This window comes from Streptomyces melanogenes, from assembly GCF_014649795.1.
GTDB lineage: Bacteria > Actinomycetota > Actinomycetes > Streptomycetales > Streptomycetaceae > Streptomyces > Streptomyces noboritoensis.
Window position 1 is genome coordinate 659,086 of sequence record NZ_BMTS01000002.1, and the last position, 21,456, is coordinate 680,541.

The 21,456-nt window shown below is 71.2% G+C and carries 17 protein-coding genes; 7 read left to right on the forward strand and 10 right to left on the reverse strand.

Going from position 1 to position 21,456, the window contains the following annotated elements; genetic code table 11:
* Positions 1–139: 139 nt before the first annotated feature.
* Positions 140–1,297: an acyl-CoA dehydrogenase gene (locus tag IE252_RS06875; RefSeq protein ID WP_266980326.1), complete on the forward strand. Its 1,158-nt coding sequence runs from the start codon at positions 140–142 to the stop codon at positions 1,295–1,297.
* A gap of 68 nt (positions 1,298–1,365) precedes the next feature.
* On the opposite strand, the gene IE252_RS06880 is transcribed toward IE252_RS06875, so the two are convergent.
* Positions 1,366–2,619, reverse strand: a complete 1,254-nt coding sequence (locus IE252_RS06880; RefSeq protein WP_190088357.1) for an LAETG motif-containing sortase-dependent surface protein — start codon at positions 2,617–2,619, stop codon at positions 1,366–1,368.
* 196 nt (positions 2,620–2,815) lie between these two features.
* On the reverse strand, positions 2,816–4,150 hold the full coding sequence (locus IE252_RS06885) for an LCP family protein (RefSeq protein ID WP_190088358.1): 1,335 nt from the start codon (positions 4,148–4,150) through the stop codon (positions 2,816–2,818).
* 128 nt (positions 4,151–4,278) lie between these two features.
* On the opposite strand from IE252_RS06885, the gene IE252_RS06890 reads away from it, so the two are divergent.
* The gene (locus tag IE252_RS06890; protein WP_190088359.1) at positions 4,279–4,803 is read left to right on the forward strand and encodes an acyl-CoA thioesterase; all 525 of its coding nucleotides are present in this window, start codon (positions 4,279–4,281) and stop codon (positions 4,801–4,803) included.
* Between the two features lie 47 nt (positions 4,804–4,850).
* Here the strand turns inward: IE252_RS06890 and IE252_RS06895 are convergent, their stop codons facing one another.
* Positions 4,851–6,314: an LCP family protein gene (locus IE252_RS06895; protein WP_444545947.1), complete on the reverse strand. Its 1,464-nt coding sequence runs from the start codon at positions 6,312–6,314 to the stop codon at positions 4,851–4,853.
* A 119-nt stretch (positions 6,315–6,433) separates the two neighbouring features.
* Between IE252_RS06895 and IE252_RS06900 the strand changes: the two genes are divergently transcribed.
* Positions 6,434–7,444, forward strand: coding sequence for a glycosyltransferase family 2 protein (locus tag IE252_RS06900; RefSeq protein ID WP_190088360.1), 1,011 nt, complete (start codon positions 6,434–6,436; stop codon positions 7,442–7,444).
* A gap of 103 nt (positions 7,445–7,547) precedes the next feature.
* Here IE252_RS06900 and IE252_RS06905 read toward each other — a convergent pair whose 3' ends face one another.
* From IE252_RS06905 to IE252_RS06920, 4 genes are all read right to left on the reverse strand, one after another.
* Complete coding sequence (locus tag IE252_RS06905) at positions 7,548–9,266, reverse strand: LCP family protein (RefSeq protein WP_190088361.1); 1,719 nt, start codon at positions 9,264–9,266, stop codon at positions 7,548–7,550.
* 103 nt (positions 9,267–9,369) lie between these two features.
* A complete protein-coding gene (locus tag IE252_RS06910) occupies positions 9,370–11,082 on the reverse strand; it encodes an LCP family protein (RefSeq protein WP_190088362.1) in 1,713 nt (570 codons plus the stop codon).
* A 220-nt stretch (positions 11,083–11,302) separates the two neighbouring features.
* Positions 11,303–12,664 (reverse strand): LCP family protein, encoded by a 1,362-nt coding sequence (locus tag IE252_RS06915; RefSeq protein ID WP_190088363.1) that lies wholly within the window; start codon positions 12,662–12,664, stop codon positions 11,303–11,305.
* A gap of 187 nt (positions 12,665–12,851) precedes the next feature.
* Positions 12,852–13,604, reverse strand: coding sequence for a TIGR03089 family protein (locus IE252_RS06920; protein ID WP_190088364.1), 753 nt, complete (start codon positions 13,602–13,604; stop codon positions 12,852–12,854).
* Between the two features lie 128 nt (positions 13,605–13,732).
* On the opposite strand from IE252_RS06920, the gene IE252_RS06925 reads away from it, so the two are divergent.
* The 3 genes from IE252_RS06925 (at position 13,733) to IE252_RS06935 (ending at position 17,492) form a co-directional block, all read left to right on the forward strand.
* Positions 13,733–15,001, forward strand: a complete 1,269-nt coding sequence (locus IE252_RS06925; protein WP_190088365.1) for a peptidoglycan recognition protein family protein — start codon at positions 13,733–13,735, stop codon at positions 14,999–15,001.
* A gap of 105 nt (positions 15,002–15,106) precedes the next feature.
* A complete protein-coding gene (manB, locus tag IE252_RS06930; RefSeq protein ID WP_190088366.1) occupies positions 15,107–16,189 on the forward strand; it encodes a mannose-1-phosphate guanylyltransferase in 1,083 nt (360 codons plus the stop codon).
* Positions 16,190–16,487: 298 nt separating this feature from the next.
* Positions 16,488–17,492: a DNA-3-methyladenine glycosylase family protein gene (locus IE252_RS06935; RefSeq protein WP_190088367.1), complete on the forward strand. Its 1,005-nt coding sequence runs from the start codon at positions 16,488–16,490 to the stop codon at positions 17,490–17,492.
* Between the two features lie 213 nt (positions 17,493–17,705).
* Here the strand turns inward: IE252_RS06935 and IE252_RS06940 are convergent, their stop codons facing one another.
* Genes IE252_RS06940 through IE252_RS06950 form a run of 3 tightly spaced genes read right to left on the reverse strand, consistent with a single transcriptional unit; the run spans position 17,706 to position 20,491 of the window.
* Positions 17,706–19,025, reverse strand: coding sequence for a coenzyme F420-0:L-glutamate ligase (locus IE252_RS06940; protein ID WP_190088368.1), 1,320 nt, complete (start codon positions 19,023–19,025; stop codon positions 17,706–17,708).
* Positions 19,022–19,978: a 2-phospho-L-lactate transferase gene (gene cofD / locus IE252_RS06945; protein WP_190088369.1), complete on the reverse strand. Its 957-nt coding sequence runs from the start codon at positions 19,976–19,978 to the stop codon at positions 19,022–19,024. Before cofD ends, IE252_RS06940 begins: the two co-directional genes overlap by 4 nt.
* Positions 19,979–19,990: 12 nt before the next feature.
* Positions 19,991–20,491 (reverse strand): cysteine dioxygenase, encoded by a 501-nt coding sequence (locus tag IE252_RS06950; RefSeq protein WP_190088370.1) that lies wholly within the window; start codon positions 20,489–20,491, stop codon positions 19,991–19,993.
* 661 nt (positions 20,492–21,152) lie between these two features.
* Here IE252_RS06950 and IE252_RS06955 point away from each other — a divergent pair.
* A complete protein-coding gene (locus tag IE252_RS06955; protein WP_067159810.1) occupies positions 21,153–21,416 on the forward strand; it encodes a WhiB family transcriptional regulator in 264 nt (87 codons plus the stop codon).
* Positions 21,417–21,456 lie beyond the last annotated feature (40 nt).

Sequence of the window (21,456 nt, forward strand, 5' to 3'; positions counted from 1 at the left end):
GGGCCGTACGGGGCCCGTGATCCGCACTGATCCCAAGCGGTCGCGGCCTGTCGTCAAACTCACGTATGCCCCGGGCCGTACGCCCCACTAAAATTGAGGTTACTTAACGGTAGTTAGCGCCCTTGGGGAGTGAGTCACCTTGGCCGGAACGGCTGATTTCGACCTGTACCGCCCGTCCGAAGAACACGACATGCTCCGCGACGCGATCCGCTCGCTCTCCGAGGCGAAGATCGCGCCGTTCGCGGCCGAGGTCGACGAGGAGGCCCGCTTCCCGCAGGAGGCGCTGGACGCCCTGGTCGCGAACGACCTGCACGCCGTGCACGTCCCCGAGGAGTACGGCGGCGCCGGCGCCGACGCGCTCGCCACCGTCATCGTGATCGAGGAGGTGGCCCGCGTCTGCGCGTCCTCCTCCCTCATCCCGGCCGTGAACAAGCTCGGCTCGCTCCCGGTGATCCTCTCCGGCTCCGAGGAGCTGAAGAAGAAGTACCTGGGCCCGCTGGCCAAGGGCGACGCGATGTTCTCGTACTGCCTCTCGGAGCCCGACGCGGGCTCGGACGCGGCGGGCATGAAGACCCGCGCGGTCCGCGACGGCGACTTCTGGGTCCTCAACGGCGTGAAGCGCTGGATCACCAACGCGGGCGTCTCCGACTACTACACGGTCATGGCCGTCACCGACCCGGAGAAGCGCTCGAAGGGCATCTCCGCCTTCGTCGTCGAGAAGTCGGACGAGGGCGTCTCCTTCGGCGCCCCGGAGAAGAAGCTCGGCATCAAGGGCTCCCCGACCCGCGAGGTCTACCTCGACAACGTGCGCATCCCCGCGGACCGCATGATCGGCGAGGAGGGCACCGGCTTCGCCACGGCGATGAAGACCCTGGACCACACCCGCATCACCATCGCGGCCCAGGCCCTCGGCATCGCCCAGGGCGCCCTCGACTACGCCAAGGGCTACGTCAAGGAGCGCAAGCAGTTCGGCAAGCCGATCGCCGAGTTCCAGGGCATCCAGTTCATGCTCGCCGACATGGCGATGAAGATCTCCGCCGCCCGCGCCCTCACCTACCAGGCCGCGGCGGCCTCGGAGCGCGGCGACGCGGACCTGACCTACCTGGGCGCGGCGGCGAAGTGCTTCGCCTCGGACGTCGCCATGGAGGCCACCACGGACGCCGTCCAGCTCCTCGGCGGCTACGGCTACACCCGCGACTACCCGGTCGAGCGCATGATGCGCGACGCGAAGATCACGCAGATCTACGAGGGTACGAACCAGGTCCAGCGCATCGTCATGGCGCGCAACCTGCCGTAACGGCGAACGAGTCGGGCCCGCATCCGTGGAGTCACGGATGCGGGCCCGAGGCGTGTCCGGGGCTGTGCTCAGCCGTCGGTACGGCGGCGGCGCACGGCCGCGACCGCACCCGCCCCGACCACCAGGGCCGCGCCGCCCGCGAGGGCGAGCTGCGGGGTGGCGGAGGAGGACCCGGTGGCGGCGAGCTGCCCGGAGCTGGTGGTGTTCACCGGGGTGGTGGAGGTGCCGCCCTGCGGCTTGCTGTCCGGGGTGCTCTTCCCCTGCGTGCCGGGCTTGGTACCGGCGGCGAGGATCTCGAACGGGTACTTGTCCAGCGGCGGCTGGGAGCCGTCGCAGGGCTTCTCCCCGTTCAGAGCCGCGACGAAGGCGAAGCCCTGGCCCGCCGGGGTCTTGGCGTCGAGCTTCAGCCGGAGCTTCACGTCGGCGTGCGCACCGGCCGCCAGGTTCTCGACCACACCCGCGCGGTGCAGGCTGTCGACGTCCTTCCAGCCGCCGGACTTGGCGGTGGACCACTGGAGGTGCAGCAGGCCGGGCGCCACCTTGTGGTTGCCCTTGTCGGCGGCCCAGACGTAGGTGAACGGCCGCAGCCTGGCGATGGCCTTGTCCGTGCCGTTGGTGATCCGCAGCGAGAACTCGGCGCTGGTGCCGGCGGCGAGCTGCGACGGCAGACCGGTGAGGACCGAGCTGACGAGCAGGCTGCCGGGCTCGCAGGAGGGGTTCTCGGCCGCCTTCTTGGCGTCGGCGAGCGCCTGGTCGGCGCTCTCCTTGGAGGCGCGCGTGGTCCGCACCGCCTCCGAGGCCGTGTGGAGCGCCTTGAACGCGGCGACCTCCGCGTCCTTCGCCTCCTCGGCGGCCGCCTTGGACTTCTCGACGGCGGTCTTCTCGACGGCGGCCGCCGCCTCGGCGTCCTTCTTGGCTTCGGCGAGCGCCTTCTGGGCGGCGGCCCGGTCCGCGGCCGTCGCGTCGGCGGGCAGCTTGTCGAGGATGAACTGCGCGTCCGAGAGGGCCTTGTCGGCGACGGCCTTCGCGGCGGTCGCGGCGCCCGCCTCCTTGTCGGCGGCCTTCGCCTTCACGTGGAGCGGCGAGCTGTCGGAGGTCGCCGCGGCCACGGCCTGCTTGGCGCTCTCCTCGGCGGCGAGAGCCTCCTCGTACGCCTTCTTCGCCGCGGCCGCCGCCTTCTCCAGCTCCGCGACGGTCGGCTTCTTCTGCTGCGTCTGCGACGGCGGCTGCGCGTCGGCGAACGCCGACCCGGCCGACAGCATCACGACGGGCGCGGTCACGGCGGCGGCGACGGCCGTCGCCAGAGCACGGCGAATGTTCACTACGGCCCTTCGGGTACGTAAGGAAGAATCACGAATGCCGGTGATCGTATGACCGGAACAAGGGGCGCAGTAGTGGTTTCTTTACGTCAAAAGCCCCGCCCGGCCCGCCAGTTGGGCGGGCAAAGCGGGGCAAGGGCGGGCAGTTGTGCAGGTCCCTGTGGTTTTTCTGTGAGTCTTGTCGCGCTCCGGCGAGGTGTCAGCGGGACGAAGTCACCGTGACCTTCTGGTCGTTGTTCAGCTCGTTCACCAGCTGCTTGACCTTGCCGCTGTCCCACACCAGGGACGTCTGCGGGCCGTTGCCGGAGATCGGCATGTTCATCGAGGTGCCGCCGCCGCTGGTGACGCCCTTCATCGCCCAGAACATGTCGCCCAGGTCGAACAGGCTCATGTCCTTGTCGACGATCAGCGTGTCCAGGCCCGCGCCCATCACCGGGTACAGCTTGAACGGGTTGAGCACGGTCGACGGGGTCGCCGTCTGGCTGGCCAGGGCGGACAGGAAGCGCTGCTGGTTCTTGGTGCGCTCCAGGTCGCCGGCCGCGTAGCCGTGGCGGTTGCGGACGAAGGCGAGGGCCTGCTGGCCGTCGAGGGTCTGCTTGCCCTTCTTGAAGTCGGCGCCCGAGTCCTTGTCCTTGATGTCCTGCGGGATGTCGATCTCCACGCCGCCGACCGCGTCCACGATGTTCGCGAAGCCCGCGAAGCCGATCTCGGCGTAGTGGTCGATGTGCAGCCCGGTGTTGGCCTCGACCGTGCGCACAAGCAGCTCGGGGCCGTCCATCGCGTACGCCGCGTTCAGCTTGTTGTGGCCCTTGGCCGGGAACAGCTTGCCGGACTGGGAGCCCTTGAAGCTGGGGATCTGCACCCACGAGTCGCGCGGCAGCGAGATCATCGTGTTCCCGTTGTCACCGGTGTGCAGGATCATCATCGAGTCGGTCCGCTTGCCCTCGGCGGAGCCGGTGTGCAGCTTCTTCTTCTGGTCCTTGGAGAGCCCGTCGCGGGAGTCCGAACCGACGATGAGGTAGTTGGTGCCCTTGCCGTCGGCGGGGCGGTCGATGACCTTCGACAGGTCCACGTCGCGGTGCATCTTGCCGTCGGCCCAGAAGTACGTGCCCACCGAGACGCCGACGACCGCGACCACCAGGACCGCCGAGCCGATCAGGATGCGGCGCTTCCAGTTCGGCCGGGGCCTGGCGGGGGCGCCTGCCGCGCCCGGGCCGCCGCCGGGTCCGCCCGGACCCCGGCCGCCGGGGCCGCCGGGGCCGCGCCCGGACGGGGTGCCGTAGACCTGGCCGTCGCTGTAGCCGCTGTCGTACGCGCCGGGTGCGGGCACACCGTTGCCGTACTGCTGCTGTCCGTAGCCGGCGCCGTCGTCGTACGAGGGCTGCTGCGGCGGGACCGGGCGCTGCGGGCGCACCGGGGTGGAGCCCACCGGCCGCTGCACGTGGCGCATCACGCGCGGGCCGTCCGGCTGCGCGGCGGAGCTGCCGCGGCCGTAGCGCTCGCCGCGGTCGTCGTCGGACCATCCGTCGTTCATGCGGTCAAGCATGCACGGGTCCCCCGCGTGTCTGACAGGCCGGGTGGGGGTCTGGGCCCGGGCTGTTGCACAGCTGATGCAATGTGCGCGCAATGAGGACACGCCCGGCCGCGCATAAGCTGGGCGGTATGACTGATCTTCCGGGCAAGCCGACCTCGGCGTCCCGTACCACCCTGAGCCACATCATGACCGCCCATGACACCAACCTGCTGGGTACGGTGCACGGCGGCGTGATCATGAAGCTGGTGGACGACGCCGCGGGGGCGGTCGCGGGACGCCACTCCGGGGGCCCGGCGGTCACGGCGTCCATGGACGAGATGGCGTTCCTGCTGCCGGTCAGGGTCGGGGACCTGGTCCATGTGAAGGCCCAGGTCAACTGGACCGGCCGGTCCTCGATGGAGGTCGGCGTACGGGTCCTGGCCGAGCGCTGGAACGAGTCCACGCCGGCGCAGCAGGTCGGCTCGGCGTACCTGGTCTTCGCGGCGGTCGACGCGGACGGCAAGCCGCGGCCGGTCCCGCCGGTGCTCCCGGAGACGGAGCGCGACGAACGCCGCTACCAGGAGGCCCAAATCCGCCGCACCCACCGCTTGGCGCGGCGCCGGGCGATCTTGGAGCTCAGGGAGAAGCGCGCGGCCGAGGGCTTGGACGACTAGCCGTCCCCCCCCGGGGCCGCTCCCCCCCCCGCCACGGCGAGGCACCCCTAAGGACACACCACCTGGTCCCCCCGTACCGTCTCGAACTCCCCCGCCCCCTCCGCCACCTCCCCCCGCACCGGTGTCACCCCCCGGAAGTCCGTCCCCGCCGTCACCCGTAGCGTGGCGCCGAGGCCTTTGACCGGGTGGAGTTCCGCGCCGGGGAGGGCCGCTGCCAGGGAGCGGGCCGAGCGGTCCCAGCGCGGGTCGTATTCGACCAGCGTGCGCGGCAGGTCCCGCGCGCCGCCCGCCATCGGCGTCCCCGTCGTCCTAAAGCCCGTCGCCCGCAGCGCGTCGTCCACCCGGCGCCCCAGCCCGTCCGTACGCGTGCCGTTGTAGACCTGCACCCGGATCCGGTCCGGCGCCACCTCGACCATCGCCCCGGGCGCGTGCCCCTTCCCGTCCTGCGCCCCGCGCACCTGCGCCAGCGGCGCGTCCTCGCGCAGCGCCGCGAACAGCTTGCGCGACTTCGCCGGGTCCCACTTCACCGTCGACCCGATCCCCTTCACCGGGAAGCTCATCTGCCCGATCGGCACGGTCGCGAACTCCGACGACGCCGGCGAGAAGCCCCGCATCGTCCGGCCGAGCGACAGGATCTCCTCCGCCCCGAACCCCTGGTCCGCCCGGACCGACGACAGCAGCGTCGAGGCGACCTCGCGGAAGCGCACCGGGTTCATCAGCACCCCCGACCCCGTCGCCTTGTGGATCAGCGCCGCCATGAACCGCTGCTGGCGCTGCATCCGGCCGAGGTCCGCCGACCCGTCGGTGTGCCGGGAGCGTACGTACTGGAGCGCCTGTCCGCCGTCGAGCTCGTGCGTGCCCGCCGCGAGGTCGAGACCGGTGTAGGAGTCCTTCATCGGGCGGGCCGTGCAGATCTGCACCCCGCCGAGCACGTCCACCGTCTTCATGAAGCTGGTGAAGTCGACCTCCAGGTAGTGGTCCATCTTCAGCCCGGTCATGTGCTCCACCGTGCGCACGGTCAGCGCCGGCCCGCCCTCCGCGTACGCCGCGTTGATCTTCACGGGGTGCTGGTTGTGGTGCGCGCCGGTGTTCTGGTCGGTGTGCTCGGGGATCTCCGCGTAGCTGTCGCGCGGCAGGCTCACCACGCTCGCCCGGTTCCGGTCCGCCGAGACGTGCACGATCATCATCGTGTCGGTGCAGTGGCAGGGCGCCCCGCCCAGGCGGTACTTCTCCTTCTCCTCCGGCGTGATCGTCTCCCGGCCGTCCGTGCCGACGAGCAGGATGTTGGTGCCGTGCCCCGCCTGCGGCCGGTTCTTCATGTCCTTGAAGGGATCCACCCGCCCGATCCCGCCGTCCAGACTGGTCACCACGGCGTGCCCGACCCCGCCCGCGCCCAGCACGAGGACCGAGAGGGTCGTCGCCATCCGCATGCCCCAGCGGGGCCGCTCGTCCTGCTGTCTGCTGCGGGGCCGGTCGGTACGGGGGGAACGGGAGCGGGGGGGCGTGGGCACGGGGACCTCCGCGGGCGAAAGGGGGATAGTGAGCACCGTAGGCCCATACGATCTGCGACAACCGGCGCCGCCCCGGCCGCGCGCAACGCTGTCCCCCGTTCGCGGTAACGTGACCCACGATGAACGCCACGCACCCCGCTGTTTCCGTGATCATGCCGGTCCTCAATGAGGAGCGGCATCTGCGCAACTCGGTCCGCCACATCCTGGAACAGGAGTACGACGGCGAGATGGAGGTGGTGATCGCGCTCGGCCCGTCCACGGACCGCACGAACGAGATCGCCGCCGAGCTGGTACGTGAGGATCCCAGGGTCCACACCGTGCCCAATCCCACCGGGCGTACGCCGGCGGCCCTGAACGCGGCCATCAAGGCCTCCCGTCACCCGATCGTGGTACGGGTCGACGGCCACGGCATGCTCTCCCCGAACTACATCGCCACCGCCGTCCGCCTCCTGGAGGAGACCGGCGCGCAGAACGTCGGCGGCATCATGCACGCCGAGGGCGAGAACGCCTGGGAGGACGCGGTCGCGGCCGCCATGACGTCGAAGATCGGCGTCGGCAACGCGGCCTTCCACACCGGCGGCGCGGCGGGCCCGGCCGAGACGGTCTACCTGGGCGTCTTCCGGCGCGAGGCCCTCGAGCAACAGGGCGGCTACAACGAGGAGTTCATCCGCGCCCAGGACTGGGAGCTGAACTTCCGCATCCGCGAGGCCGGCGGCCTCATCTGGTTCTCGCCCGAGCTGCGGGTCCAGTACCGCCCGCGCCCGAGCGTGCGCGCCCTGGCCAAGCAGTACAAGGACTACGGCCGCTGGCGCCATGTCGTCGCCCGCTACCACGAGGGCTCCATCAACCTGCGCTACCTCGCCCCGCCGACCGCCGTCTGCGCGATCGCGGCGGGCGTCGTGGTGGGCGCGGTGCTCACCCCGGTGGGCTTCGTGATCCCGGCCGGCTACCTCGCGGCGATCGCGGCGGGCTCGCTCCCGGCGGGCAAGGGGCTGCCGCTCAAGGCGCGCCTGCAGATCCCGGTGGCGCTCGCCACCATGCACATGTCCTGGGGCTACGGCTTCCTGACCAGCCCGAAGGCGCTCGCCAAGAAGGTCATCGCGAGCCGCCGCCCGGCGGTCAAGGTCTGATCAGCAGGTACGAAGACACGTACGAAGAAGGGGGGCGCCCGGTGCTGTGAAGCACCGGGCGCCCCCTTTTCGTATGCCCGTGGGTCGTGCGCGGGACCCGCGACTACCAGCGGTAGGGCGCGTACACGTCCATGCAGTCCGAGCTGTTGGCGCCGTTGATGTTCTCCGTGTCCTTCAGCGGGTCGCTGTCCTGGGCGGCCTTCTTCGGGTACGTGGCACCGGTGCGCCAGTCCGCGCCGACCGTGAGGGTCAGCGTCGAGACGTCGGCGGACACCTTCACGGCGCTGGAGGGCAGCTCCATCGCGGCCGCCACCGACATCGCGTCGGCCTTGCCCTGCGCGCCCGCGCTCTTCGGGTACGTGAGCGTGGTGGCCGGGGCCGAGCCGCGGGTGTCGGAGGCCTTCGCCTTGTAGAAGCCCTTGTTCTTCAGGGTGTCGGCGACCGTGGTCGCGCGCTTCTGGGTGGGCGCCATGCCGTTTACACCGGTGCCGTTGACGACGCTGAGCACGAGCGAGCCGGCCGGGGTGGCCGCCGGGCCCTTGGTCTCCGGCTTGGCCGGGCCGTCGTCCTTCTTGTCGAGCGGCTTGTCCTCGCGCAGCATCGACCACAGGGTGTCGGCGGCGCCCGGCTGCGGCAGCACGTGCTCCCTGTTCTTGGGGTCCTCGATCCGGGGCATGGTCAGCATGTTCAGCCGGTCCATCGGCACGCTCTTGAGCTCCATGCCGAGGTCGTAGAGCTTCTTGACCGTGCCGAGCTCGCGGGAGACCTGGAGCGACTTGGTGGCCGTCTCGGCCAGGTTCATGATCCGGCCGGTGTTGGTGAAAGCATTCTGCTTCTTCAGCTCGCGCATCACCGAGTTCATGTACATGTGCTGGGCCTTGGACCGGCCCAGGTCGCTGTAGAAGGCGTGCCGGGTACGCAGCCACTGGAGCGCCTGCTCGCCCTTGACCTTGTGGGTGCCCGCGGTGAGCCGCAGGTGCGAGCCGCCGGGCACCCTGGGCTTGGGCCCGTCGTACACGTTCTGCTTGACGCACACGTCGGCGCCGCCGACCGCGTCCGCCATCGCCACCACACCCGAGAAGTCGACCATCATCCAGTGGTCGATGTAGACGCCGGTGAGCTTCTCCCAGGTGTCCAGGACGCAGCCCGCGCCGCCCCGGGCCAGCGCCTCGTTGATGAGGGTGTTGGTGGCCGGTTCCGTCTTCTTGGTCTTCGGGTTCACACACGACGGGATGTCGACGCGGGTGTCGCGCGGAATGGAGACCACCGAGGCGCTCTTGCGGTCCGCGGAGACGTGCATCAGCATCTGCACATCGGCCCGCGGCGGGTCGTTCGCGGTGTCCCGGGCGCCGCCGAGCTTGACGTTCTCGTCGCCCGCGCGGCTGTCGGAGCCGATCAGCAGGACGTTGAGCGGGGTCTGGCCGTCGGCGTTGGCCGCGGACTTCTTGGCGTTGGAGCCGCCCGCGCTGCGGTCGCCCTTGCGGATGTTGCCGTTGAGGTGCTGGTAGTACAGGTAACCGGCGCCGGCCGTGCCGAGTATGAGCAGGGCGAGCGTCGAGGCGACCCAGCGCAGTACGCGTCTCTTGCCCTTCTTCTTCACGCGTTTGCGCGGACCGCCGCGCCGGTGCCCGCCGCCGTCGGCGGCCGCGGCCTTCTCGGGTGCGCCCTTGCCGTCGTCCGGCCCGTCGCCCGAGGAGCGCGGGGCGGGCGGCTTGCCGCCGCCCCCCTCCTCGCCGTACAGCGACTCGTCCCAGCCGAGTTGATCGGCGTCTTGGACGCGCCGCGGCCGCGTTCCCTCCCCGCGCACGCTGTTCTGCCCCACCCCAATACCCCCTGTCTCAGGTGGTCCCAGCGCCCGGTAAGGGCCGGAGACCTGTTGTCACTTGGCACACGTCGGTCGCGTACGCATCAGTTGCGTACACGCGTCACTTGGCGCACACCGACTTGTCCGCTTCCACTTTCTGAATTCCTTCGGGCGCCTTGGCCGGAGCGGCGATCGGGATCCCGGCGCCCTTGAAGTCCGCGCCGAGGGTCAGCACCATCGGCGTCCTACCGACCGCGTCCTGCGTTCCGGGCTTCAGCGCGCTGGCGGGAAGACCCATCAGATCGGCGAGTTTACGGGCCTGGTCCGCCTGGTTGGGCGCGTAGGCCAGCGTGGTGTTCGCCAGCTTCGCCGGGGCGTTGCCGCCGTTGTCCGACTTCAGCACGCCCTTGGTGTTCTGCAGCCACAGCAGCGTCTGGGAGGCGGAGCCCGCCACCGCGCCGCCGTTGAGCACCTGGACGCGCACGGCGGACGCCTGGGCGCGGGTGCCCTTGAGGAGCGCCGCCTGGGCGTCCTTGGCCTCGCTCTCCTTCTTCTTCACCTCGGTGAAGGACACGTCCGAGCGCATCATGCTGAACACCTGCGGCGCCTTGACCGGGTCGATGACCACGGTCTTGTGCACCTTGCCGTCCGCCGGGTTGTCGATGACCGGCACGGTCGTGAACGTGACGTTCTTCAGATCGACCTTGCTGAGGTCCTGCGCCAGGCTGGTCAGCTTCTTGATCGACCCTATGCCCGAGTCGACGGTGAGCGCCTTGGTCGCCGCGTTCGCCAGCCCGTACATCTTGGTCGGGCTGCTCAGCGTCGAGTCGGACTTCATCTTCCGCATCATCGAACTGAGGAACTGCTGCTGCTGCTTGATCCGGTCGAGGTCGCTCTCGTTGCCGAAGCTGTGCCGGGTCCGTACGAACGCGAGGGCCTGCTCACCCTTGATCGTGGACTTGCCGGCCGGGAGCTTGAGGTGCGACTTGGGGTCGTTCACCGGCTTGGTCAGGCACACCTGGACGCCGCCGACGGCCGTCGACAGCTCCTTGACCGCGTTGAAGTCGGCCATCATGAAGTGGTCGACGCTGAGCCCGGTGAGCGCCTTGACCGTACGCATCGTGCAGCCCGGGTCGCGGCCGTCCTGGCCGAGGCTGGTGTTGAAGCGCACGTTCGCCTCGGACCGCACCGTCCTGGTGGTGCCGTCCTTCTGCTTGGTCGGGCACTCCGGGATGTTGGTGACCAGGTCGCGCGGGATGGACAGGGCGGTCGCGTTGGAGCGGTCCTTGGAGACGTGGAAGAGGATGTTGGTGTCGGCGTGGCCCTCGCTGCCCTTGTCGCCGTACCCCTCGTTGCCCTTGCCGGTGCGCTTGTCCGTACCGATGATCAGGATGTTGACCGGACCGTCGGAGGTGGCGTGCTTGCTGCCCGCGTCACCGACGTCGACGGTGTTCAGGTTGTTGTTGAAGTGCTGGTAGAGCAGATAGGCGCCGGTCGAGCCCGCGATCAGGACGAAGCCGAGCACACCGCCCGTCCACATCAGGACCTTCTTCTTGCGGGACGCCTTGGGCTTGCGCTTGCGCCGGCCGGGCGCCGTCGGGGGCGCCTCCTGGGCGTTGCCCGCACGGCGGTTGTCGCGCTGACCGGGGACGTCGCGGCGGGACGGGCCGCCTCTGCCGGGGGCGGTGGTTCTGCGCGGGGGAGTGCCTGCCGACGGGGACGACTGCGGTCCGGAGGGATTCAGTCGCAATTCGTAATTGCCCGTCTGCGGGTTGAGTACCCACTGGTCTGCCGGGTCGACTTCTTCTGCCCGCCCACGGCTCTGCGCATCCACGGTTGCCTTAGTCCTCCGTCGGTGCCACTCGAGTCACTTCCCCCAAAGCGCTCAGTCATTCGATCCTGCAGTGCGTGGCCTCGGGTGGCACAAGCACCGGGTCGCGTCACACTATCTGCCCAGTTGAGCGAAGAGCGACGGCCGTGACAAATTCCACGCCGCTTACAACCGGGCAATCCACCCAATCCGCATCGCTGTCTGTTCTCCGTTGACACACGCTTTACCCGCACATGCCCACGGCGGCATTCGAACCCGGGTACGTAGGCGCCGGGCTCGGGGAAACGGGATCATCAGGCTTGTCGTCCGACGCCGAGCCGTCCGCTCCTTCGGGCGTCCCCGTCCGCGCATTCCCGTCCCCCTTCTCCGTCTCCGTGCTCCCGGCCGGTGCCACCTGGAGCGGCCGGTCGTCCCTGAGCTGCTGGAACAGCACCCGCGCGGCCGGCTGGACCAGCTCGTCGCGGTTGCTGTCGTATGTGTACGGCCTGCGCGGCACGGTCAGGAACTGCACCTTGTCGGTCGGGATTCCACGCATCCCGCGCACCAGGTCGTAGAGGTCCTTCAGGGAATTCAGCCCCGGGTCGGTGGTCAGCGACTTCGTCATCGCGTCCAGCACCGGATAGAGCCGGGTCGGATTGAGCAGCACGCCGTTGCTCTGCACCTTGCGCACCAGCGAGCCGAGGAACTGCTGCTGGCGGTCCATGCGCTCGGTGTCGCTGCCGTCGCCGAAGCCGTGCCGGGCCCGGACGAACCCCAGCGCCTGCTCGCCGTGGAGCGTCTGGCGGCCCGCCGGGAGCTTCAGATGCGCCTGCCGGTCGTCCACCGGCTGCTTGAGGCAGACCTCGACGCCGTCGACCGCGTCCACCATGTCCTTGAAGCCGCTGAAGTCGACGACCATGTGGTGGTCGACCCGGATCCCGGTGAGCTTCTCCACCGTACGGATGGTGCAGGCGGCGCCGCCGACCTCGAACGCCTCGTTGAACTGGGCGAATCGGGCCTTGGTGCGGGTGCCGTCCTGCTTGAGGCAGTCCGGGACGTCCGCCATCAGGTCGCGCGGCAGCGAGACGGCGGTCGCGGACTTCCGGTCCGCCGCCAGGTGCAGCAGGATCGTGGTGTCCGAGCGCTGGCTGCCGCCGTCGTCGCGGCCGTATCTGCTGTTGCTGCCCGCGCGCGAGTCCGAGCCGATGAGCAGCAGGTTCTGCGCGTTGTCCGCGCCGGGCGGCGGGCGCTCCTTCTCGTAGCGCTCCAGCTCGGCGGCGGCCGTGGTGTCGGTGCGGATGTTGTTGTCGAGCTTCTTGTAGAACCACCAGCCGGTGCCGGCGGCGGCGAGCACGAGGAACGACACGCCGAGGGCGGTCCAACGCAGCCAGTGGCGACGAGTGTTGCTCCCGTCGGGCGCGTCGGGCTCGCCTTCGGCGGTCGGGGTCGCGGTCGCGTCGGGCTGCTTGCCGGGCGCGTCGGCTTCGGCCGGTGCGGCTTCCGTCGGCCCAGTCGGTTCCGGCGGTGTCGGCGTGTCCGGTCGTGGCTCGTCCTCGGCCCGGTGGTCGGGCGCGGGGGGCGGGCTGTCGGTCACGTCGGCGTCCATCCTTCACAGGTCGGCGGCGGGCGAAAAGCCGCCGGGGCACCCCGGTAGACGGTCGTCGCGCGCGCTTGGTTGTGTGGCGTACCGCCGATCATCCACCGGAGTGGCACCCGGAGCCCCAGGGACTCGGCCCGCTGTGGGCCACAAGGGTGGCGCCGGGGCGATGGTCGTACCGGGTGCGCGCCGCCCGTCACACCGCCCGGTGCGTGACCCGCTCGCTCTCGATCCGCTTCTCGAGCCCGCCGTCGGCCAGTTGGCCGAGATTGCGGCAGAGCACCACCGAGCCGCCGGACGCCAGCGGCGCGTAGAGCCCGCGCGCCAGCCCCTCCCAGCTGTCGTACGGGAGCGCCGACAGCAGCCGCGAGCCGGGCTCCAGGCCCAGGGTCTCGGCGTCGGCGCGGGCGCGCTCCACCAGGTCGGCCGCGGTCAGCTCGGCGCCGCCTACCGTGAGCGCGGGCTCCTCGGGGTCGACGGGCGCGAACGGCGCGAACCGGTCGCCCTGGCTCGGCACCTCGACCGCGTAGTCCTGGAACCCGGCGGGCGGCTGCGGGAAGCGGCCGCCGAGCGGGCGCAGCGCGAGCGCCACCCGCTCGCCGGAGCAGGCGCGGGCCGCGTCCAGCGCGTCCGGCCCGGCCACCACGAGGTCCGCGCCCGCCGGGTCGCCGCCGACCTCGGCGACCACGCCGACCGAGTGGCAGGCGAGCAGCCAGACGGCGCTCTGCCAGTGCGCGGGCAGCAGCAGCGCGAGCCGGTCGCCGGGCGCGGCGGCGAGGTCGCCCTGGAGCAGATTGGCGGTCTTGGCCACCCAATTGGCGAAGGTGGCCACCGAGAGTTCCACGCGTTCGCCGGTGGCGTCGTCGTAGAAGGTGACCAGGGGGCGGGCCGGGTCCGCGGCGAGCGCGGATCGCAGCAGGTCGGCGGGGGTGCGGTCGCTGGCGTTCACGCGGCAAGCGTACGGGTGGGGGCGCCGCTCGCGCCCGGGGAGAGCGGCGTCCGCGTACACCGGTTCGGCCGACGGTCCGTCAGTTCTGAGATGGACAGACTTGTATGCTTATGTCCACGATCGTCAGCATGCGTGCACTCCTTGCATCCTCGATCTCGGTCGCGTGCGCCACCGCACTCGCCCTGCCGCTCGCGGCCTCCGCCGCCGCGTCCCCCTCCGTGTCCTCGGCGGCCCGTTCCTCCTCCTCGTCCTCCGCCGTGGAACTCGCGGGCTCCACCCAGTCGCTGCCGCTCGCCCCGCTGGGAGCGACCGACCGGACGCTCGGGGCCGCCCGCGCCCAGGGGCTGCCGGAGCGGAACACCGAACCCTTCTCCCTGCTCGGCGTGGTCTGGGACGACGCGAAGGCCGAACTCCACGGCAGCGTCCAGGTCCGCACCCGGGCCGCAGGCGCCCGCACCTGGTCCGGCTGGCAGGACGTCGACACCCACAACGAGGAGCACGCCCCCGACCCGGGTACCGCCGAGTACGACGCCGCGCGCGTCCACGGCTCCACCGCCCCGCTGTGGGTGGGCCATTCGGACGGCGTCGAGGTGCGCGTACGGCCGGAGGCGGCCGGGGAGGGCCGGGCGACGCCGGGCGCGCTGCCCCGGGGCCTGCACATCGACCTGGTCGACCCGGGCGCGGACCCGGACGGGGTGGGGGCGGCGGACGAGGCGGAGCAGGGGGACGGGGTTGAGGACCGGGCCCTGGCGTCCGGCGCGCGAGCGGGCGCGGCGGCGGCCCGTCCCTACATCGGCCCGCGCCCGCGCATCATCACGCGCCACGGCTGGGGCGCCGACGAGCAATTGCGCGATCCCGGTTACGTCTACACCGGCAAGCTCAAGGCCGCCTTCGTGCACCACACGGCGTCCGGCAACAACTACAGCTGCTCGCAGGCGGCCTCCGTGCTGCGCAGCATCTACCGCTACCACGTCCGCAGCAGCGGCTGGCGCGACATCGGCTACAACTTCGCCGTCGACAAGTGCGGCAACATCTACGAAGGCCGTGCGGGGGGTGTGGCCAAGCCGGTCCTGGGGGCGCACACTCTCGGTTTCAACACCAACTCCATGGGCGTCGCGGTCATCGGCACGTACACCTCGACCAACCCGTCCGCCGCCGCCCTCGACGCGATCGCCCGTCTGACGGCCTGGAAGCTCGGTCTGTACGGGGTGAATCCGAAGGGCACCACGCATCTCACGTCGGCCGGCGGGAACCTTTACCGGAAGGGGCGAAGCGTCAGTCTCAACGTCATCTCCGGACATCGGGACGGCTTCGCCACCGAGTGCCCGGGAGCGCGCCTCTACAAGAAGCTCGGCAAGGCCCGGTCGTCCTCGGCCCGGCTCCAGGGCCGGCGCTGACCGGGACGGGGGCGTACGGATCGGGCGCGAACCGTCTGCATAAACTGGCCGGCCGTAGTTGAACCACCGATTCCGCCCGGCCCCAGCAGGAAGCAGAGACGACAGGTGACTGAAGCGATCCTCCTGGTCGGCGGCAAGGGCACCAGGCTGCGCCCGCTCACGGTGCACACGCCCAAGCCGATGATCCCGGCGGCGGGCGTCCCGTTCCTCACCCACCAGCTCGCCCGCGCGCGGGCGGCGGGCGTGGAGCACATCGTGCTGGCGACGTCCTACCTGGCCGAGGTCTTCGAGCCGTACTTCGGCGACGGCTCGGAGCTCGGGCTGCACCTGGAGTACGTGACGGAGGTGGAGCCGCTGGGCACCGGCGGCGCGATCAGGAACGTGGCGTCGCGGCTGCGCTCGGGGCCGGACGACCCGGTGCTGATCTTCAACGGCGACATCCTGACGGGCCTGGACATCAGGGCCCTGGTCGACACGCACGCGTCCTCGGGCGCGGACGTCTCCCTGCATCTGACGCGGGTGCCGGACCCGAGGGCGTTCGGCCTGGTGCCCACGGACGCGGACGGCCGGGTCCAGGCCTTCCTGGAGAAGCCCCAGACGCCCGAGGAGATCGTCACCGACCAGATCAACGCGGGGGCGTACGTCTTCCGCCGCTCGGTGATCGACGAGATCCCGACGGGCCGCCCGGTATCGGTGGAACGGGAGACCTTCCCGGGCCTCCTGTCCTCCGGCGCCCACCTCCAGGGCATGGTCGACTCCACCTACTGGCTGGACCTGGGCACCCCGCAGGCCTTCGTCCGGGGCTCGGCCGACCTGGTCCAGGGCCGGGCCCCGTCCCCGGCGGTCCCGGGCCGCTGCGGCGACCGCCTCGTCCTGCCCGGTGCCACGGTGGCCCCGGACGCGAAGCTCACCGGCGGCACGGTGGTCGGCGAACGCGCCGTGATCGGCGCGGGCGCCCGCATCTCCGGCACCACGGTCCTCGCGGACGCGGTGATCGAGCCGGGCGCGGTGATCACGGACTCCCTGATCGGCGCGGGCGCGGTGATCGGGGCGCGCTGCGTGCTGGCCGGGGCGGTGGTGGGCGACGGAGCGCAAGTGGGCCCGGACAACGAGCTGCGGGACGGGGTACGGGTGTGGTGCGACGCGGTTATTCCGGGGGCGTCGCTCCGCTTCTCCTCGGACGAGTAAGCCCCACCCCACCCCGCCCCTTCCCTAAACCCTCCGGGGGTGGGGAGGGGCGAGGGCGGCCTACGGCCCCTGCACCCCGCTTCGCGTTCGTCTGCGGACCGTGGGTGGCTGGTCGCGCAGTTCCCGCCCCTAGAAGCACCCCTTCGGGGCGCACCCGGGATTGCCGCGCAGCAGCATCTAAGGGGCGCGGGGAACTGCGCGACCAGCCCGCCACGGTCCGCAGGTGACGAACCCGGCCGCCCGCCAGAGGGCTTTCGGGAAGGGGCGGGGTGGGGGACAGGACCAGTAGTCTCGAAGCGTGGCAGGCCGCTTCAACCCCCGCACCCCCACCCGCACCACCGTGCGCGGCGGCCACCTCCACGTACCCACCCCCACCCAGCCACCACCGGCCAAGGGAACCCGCCACTACACACCCCCCACCCCCCTGGACCTGGGCCTCACCCTGGGCCCCCTGCGAAGGGGCCCCGCAGACCCCACCTTCCGCACCACAAGATCCGGCGAGGTATGGCGAGCCTCCCGCACCCCCGAAGGCCCCGGCACCCTCCGAGTCACCCTCCGCGACGGAAGGGCGGAAGCCGAGGCCTGGGGCGACGGCGCCGAGTGGCTGCTGACGCACCTGCCCGCGCTCCTCGGAGACGCGGACGAGCCGACGGCGTTCACCCCCCGGCACCGCCTCGTCGCCGAGTCCGCCCGCCAACGCCCAGGCCTGCGCCTGACCCGGACCGGCCTGGTCCTGGAGTCGCTGATCCCGTCGATCCTGGAGCAGAAGGTCACCGCGGACGAGGCCTACCGCGCCTGGCGCCTACTGGTGCGCAAGTACGGCGAGCCCGCCCCGGGCCCGACGGGCATGCCCGACCACATGTATGTCATGCCCGACCCGAAGACCTGGGCCCTGATCCCGTCCTGGGAGTGGCACCGCGCGGGCGTGGACGTCAAGCGCTCCTCGACGATCCTGCGCGCCGTACGCGTGGCCCGCCGCTTGGAGGAAGCCACCAGCCTGCCCCCGGAGGACGCCGCGGCCCGGCTCCACCTGGTCCCCGGCATCGGCCCCTGGACCAGCGCCGAGACCTTGCAGCGCGCGATGGGCGCCCCCGACCTGGTCACGGTCGGGGACCTCCATCTGCCGGGCATCGTCGGATACGCCCTGGCCGGCGACCGCACCGCCGACGACGCCGCGATGCTGGAGCTCCTCGCCCCGTACGCGGGCCAGCGCCACCGCGCCACCCGCCTGATCCTCCTCACCGGCCTGACCCCACCCCGCCGAGCCCCCCGGATGTCACCGCGCAACATAGGCGCCCTGTAGAGAACGCCCCCTCAGGGGCGCGGGGAACTGCGCGCTCAGCCCAAGACGACCGGCAGCCGAGCGACAACCCGACGCACCCCGAACGCCTCGCGGCGACACACGCGCCAACCACCACCCCCCCAGGGGCGCGGGGAGCTGTGCGCTCAGCCCAAGACGGCCCGCAGTCGACCGACAACCCGACGCACCCCGAACGCGCGCCCCACCCCCGCACCGTCACCGCACCGCGACAAACGCGTCAGCCACCCGCCCCGCCCGCTCCTTCGGTGCCTCGGCCGGGCGCCCGACCGCCACCGCGCCCATCGGGTCCCAGCTGTCGGGCAGGTCGAGGACCTCCCGTACGACATCGCGGCAGAACATCGTGGACGACACCCACGCCGAGCCGAGCCGCTCGCCCGCCAGCGCCACCAGGAAGTTCTGCACGCCCGCGCCCGTGGCGACCACGAACATCTCGCGCTCGGCCGCGTCCCGGCGCGGGTCGCCGTAGCTGTGCGAGCCGTCCATCACCAGGCACGGCACCACCAAGTACGGCGCGTCGCGCAGGACTTGGCCCCGGCGCACCCGCTTGGCGATGAACTCGTCCGACTTCCCGTCGCGCCGCAGGTCCGCTATCCACGCGTCCCGCATCGCGTCGAGCAGCCGCACCCGCGACTCCTTGGACTCCAGCAGCACGAACCGCCAGGGCGTGGTGTGGTGCGGCGCCGGAGCCGTGACGGCGGCGGCCACCGCGCGGCGCACCGCGCCCGGGTCCACCGGGTCGTCGGTGAACGCGCGGACCGTACGCCGCTGGGTCACCGCCGTCCGGATCGCCTCCGAGGTGCCGAGCCGGAACATGTCGTCGGCCGCGCCCCGCACCAGCGCCCGGCCGCCGCCCCCGGCGTCCGCGGAGACCAGGTGTCCCAGGCCGCTGACCACCGCGACCGGGAAGCCGGTGGCCTTGCCCTTGACCAGGTCGCCCGCGGCGGCCAGCTCGTCGGCGCTGGCCACGACCGTCGCGTTGAGCTCGTTGCCGTGCGTGTCGGTGCCGCCGCGCAGGTCGTCCAGGACGCGCACGCCCGCGGCGCCGATCGCCACGTCGGTGAGCCCGGCCCGCCACGGCCGCCCGAAGGTGTCCGTGACCAGCACGCCCACCTCGACGCCGAGAGTGTCCCGGATCCCGGACCGGATCGCCTCGGCCGAGGCGTCGGGGTCCTCGGGCAGCAACAGCACGGTCCCGGCGGGGGTGTTGGAGGCGTCCACCCCGGCGGCGGCCATGATCAGGCCCTGCCGGTTCTCGACGATGCGCAGGGCGCCGCGCCGGGCCACCACCCGTACCGTCTCGGCGTCGATCGCCGCCTCCCGGTCGGCCGCCTCGACGATCCGCCCCTCCGCCTTGGAGACGATCTTCGAGGTGACCAGCAGGACGTCGCCGTCGGCGAGGTCGGGCGCGGCCCCCGCGATGAGCTTCGCGAGGTCGTCCCCGGTCCGCACCTCCGGTATGCCGCCGACGGCCCGTACCCGGTACGAGGGCGGGGTGTTCGCGGAGTCGGTGCTCATGCGCGCACCTCCTCGGCCAGCGTCAGCGCCTCGCGGGCCATCGCCGCCGTCGCGTCGAGGTCTGTCATCATCAGCGGGACCGCGCGGCAGCGGATGCCCGCCGCCTCGACCCGGTCCACGGCGGCCTCGTCGGCCGTGTCGACCAGCCAGCCGTCGAGCAGCCCCGACCCGTAGTGCTCGGCGACCGCCGCGGCCGTCGACTCGACGCCGACGGCGGCCAGCACCTTGTCCGCCATGCCCCGCACCGGCGCGTCCCCGACGATCGGGGAGAGCCCGACCACCGGAACGCCCGCCTCCGCGATCGCCTCGCGAATGCCGGGCACGGCCAGGATGGTGCCGACGCTGACGACGGGGTTGGACGGCGGGAAGAGGATCACGTCGGCGGCCGCGATGGCCTCCAGGACGCCGGGCGCGGGCTTGGCCTGGTCGGCCCCGACCGGCACCACGGCCGTCGCCGCCACGGACGCCCGCAGCTTCACCCAGTACTCCTGGAAGTGGATGACCTTCCGCTCCCCGTCCGACTCGATCGCGACATGCGTCTCGACCCGGTCGTCGGACATCGGGATCAGCCGGACGCCCGGCTGCCAGCGGGCGCAGAGCGCCTCCGTCACCGCGCTCAGCGGATAGCCCGCGCCGAGCATCTGCGTACGGACGATGTGGGTCGCGAAGTCGCGGTCGCCCAGGCCGAACCACTCGGGTCCCACCCCGTACGCCGCGAGCTCCTCCTTGACGTGGAAGGACTCGTCGGTCCTGCCCCAGCCCTGCTCCTCGTTGATGCCACCGCCCAGGGTGTACATCACCGTGTCGAGGTCGGGGCAGACCTTCAGCCCGAACAGATGGATGTCGTCACCGGTGTTGCCGACCACCGTGATGTCCGCGTCCGGCGCGGCCTGCTTGAGGCCGCGAAGGAAACGGGCACCGCCGATGCCGCCGGCCAGAACCACAATGCGCATGTACAGAGTGTGTCAGGCGGGTACGACATCCGTGGCGGCGGCTGTGGACTGGCTGGCGTGCATGGGCATGTCGGTCAGGCCCGGGTAGTAGATGTGCAGGCTGACGGCCGGTTCCAGCGAGTCGTTGACGACCTCGTGGACGTATCCGGGCGCGAAGACGCGCTGCGATCCGGTGTCGAGGCGGCGGGTGCCGCGCTCGGTGCGCTCGGTCAACTCGCCCTGGAGCACGGTCAGTACGCCCGAGGAGGCGCCGTGGTCGTGCAGCCCGCTGCGCTGGCCGGGCACCCAGGACAGCAGCCAGACCTCGTAGCCGGGCCCGGTGCGCAGCCGGTGGTACCAGCGGCTGGTGGCGTCGTACTGGACGAGCGGCTCCCACTGGGCGGGGTCGGCCGCCAGCGAGCGGGCCAGGCCGACGAAGTCGGCGACGGTGCTGGGGTGCTCGCGGGCGGGCTGGAGGAGGTGCAGGACCTCGAGGATGTCGCCGGCGATCTGAAGGTCGCTGTCGCTGTTCATGGATGCGGTGGTTCCTCGGCAGAAACTCAGGAAGCTGTGCGGGGGTGTCGCAAGGGCATATGCGCGCGGGGGCCCGAAGGGGCGGCAAGGACGCGGAGAAGGCTGGAGCGCTACGGCATCAACAGCTGGAACAGCAACAGCGCGCCTGGACAGCACTGCGGAACCCACGGACGTGGGTCGCGAAGAGCGCTGTGGTCGCTGGCATGCAACCAAAGGTGACCAAGAAGAGCCCGGCTGTCAACTCAATACCCGGTTTGGCCGTAATGTTTCACCTCATCCGGTTACTGAGCACGGAGAAAGGTTTGTGCACAGACGCCGCCGGAGATGTGGCGCTGCAACCGTGCGCGCAAACGCCGTTGTGTCCTCGTGACCGGACTGTGATCCCAGTCGCTTCCACCGCTCGGACGCAACAAGATCGATATTCGGCTCGTCTTCCCTGGGCAGGTGAGGGAAGGGTGATTGGGCCATTGGCATGTGTCATGGTTTTTGCCGATTTGAACACTTTCCGTATAGCCTTGGTTCCGCAGAGTGAATACGGGGCCCAATAGCAGATCTCGGCTTGACTGGCCCGGATCCGCACACTTGTAATTTCACTCGTGTCGTTCGCCCGAAATCGGTAGCGGCAGCATCACGGGGCAGCAAAGACAGACGAGGGGTGCACATGACCGAGGTGTTCCAGGAGCTGCTGGTCGACGATGTGGACGAGGAACTCGGCTGGCAGGAGCGCGCGCTGTGCGCCCAGACCGACCCCGAGTCCTTCTTTCCCGAGAAGGGCGGCTCCACCCGGGAGGCCAAGAAGGTCTGCCTCGCCTGTGAAGTCCGCTCCGAGTGCCTCGAATACGCCCTCGCGAATGACGAACGATTCGGCATCTGGGGCGGACTGTCCGAGCGTGAACGCCGCCGCCTGAAGAAGGCGGCGGTCTAGTTTTTTCGGGGCCTTTGCCCCCTCCGGACCCCCTACGGGC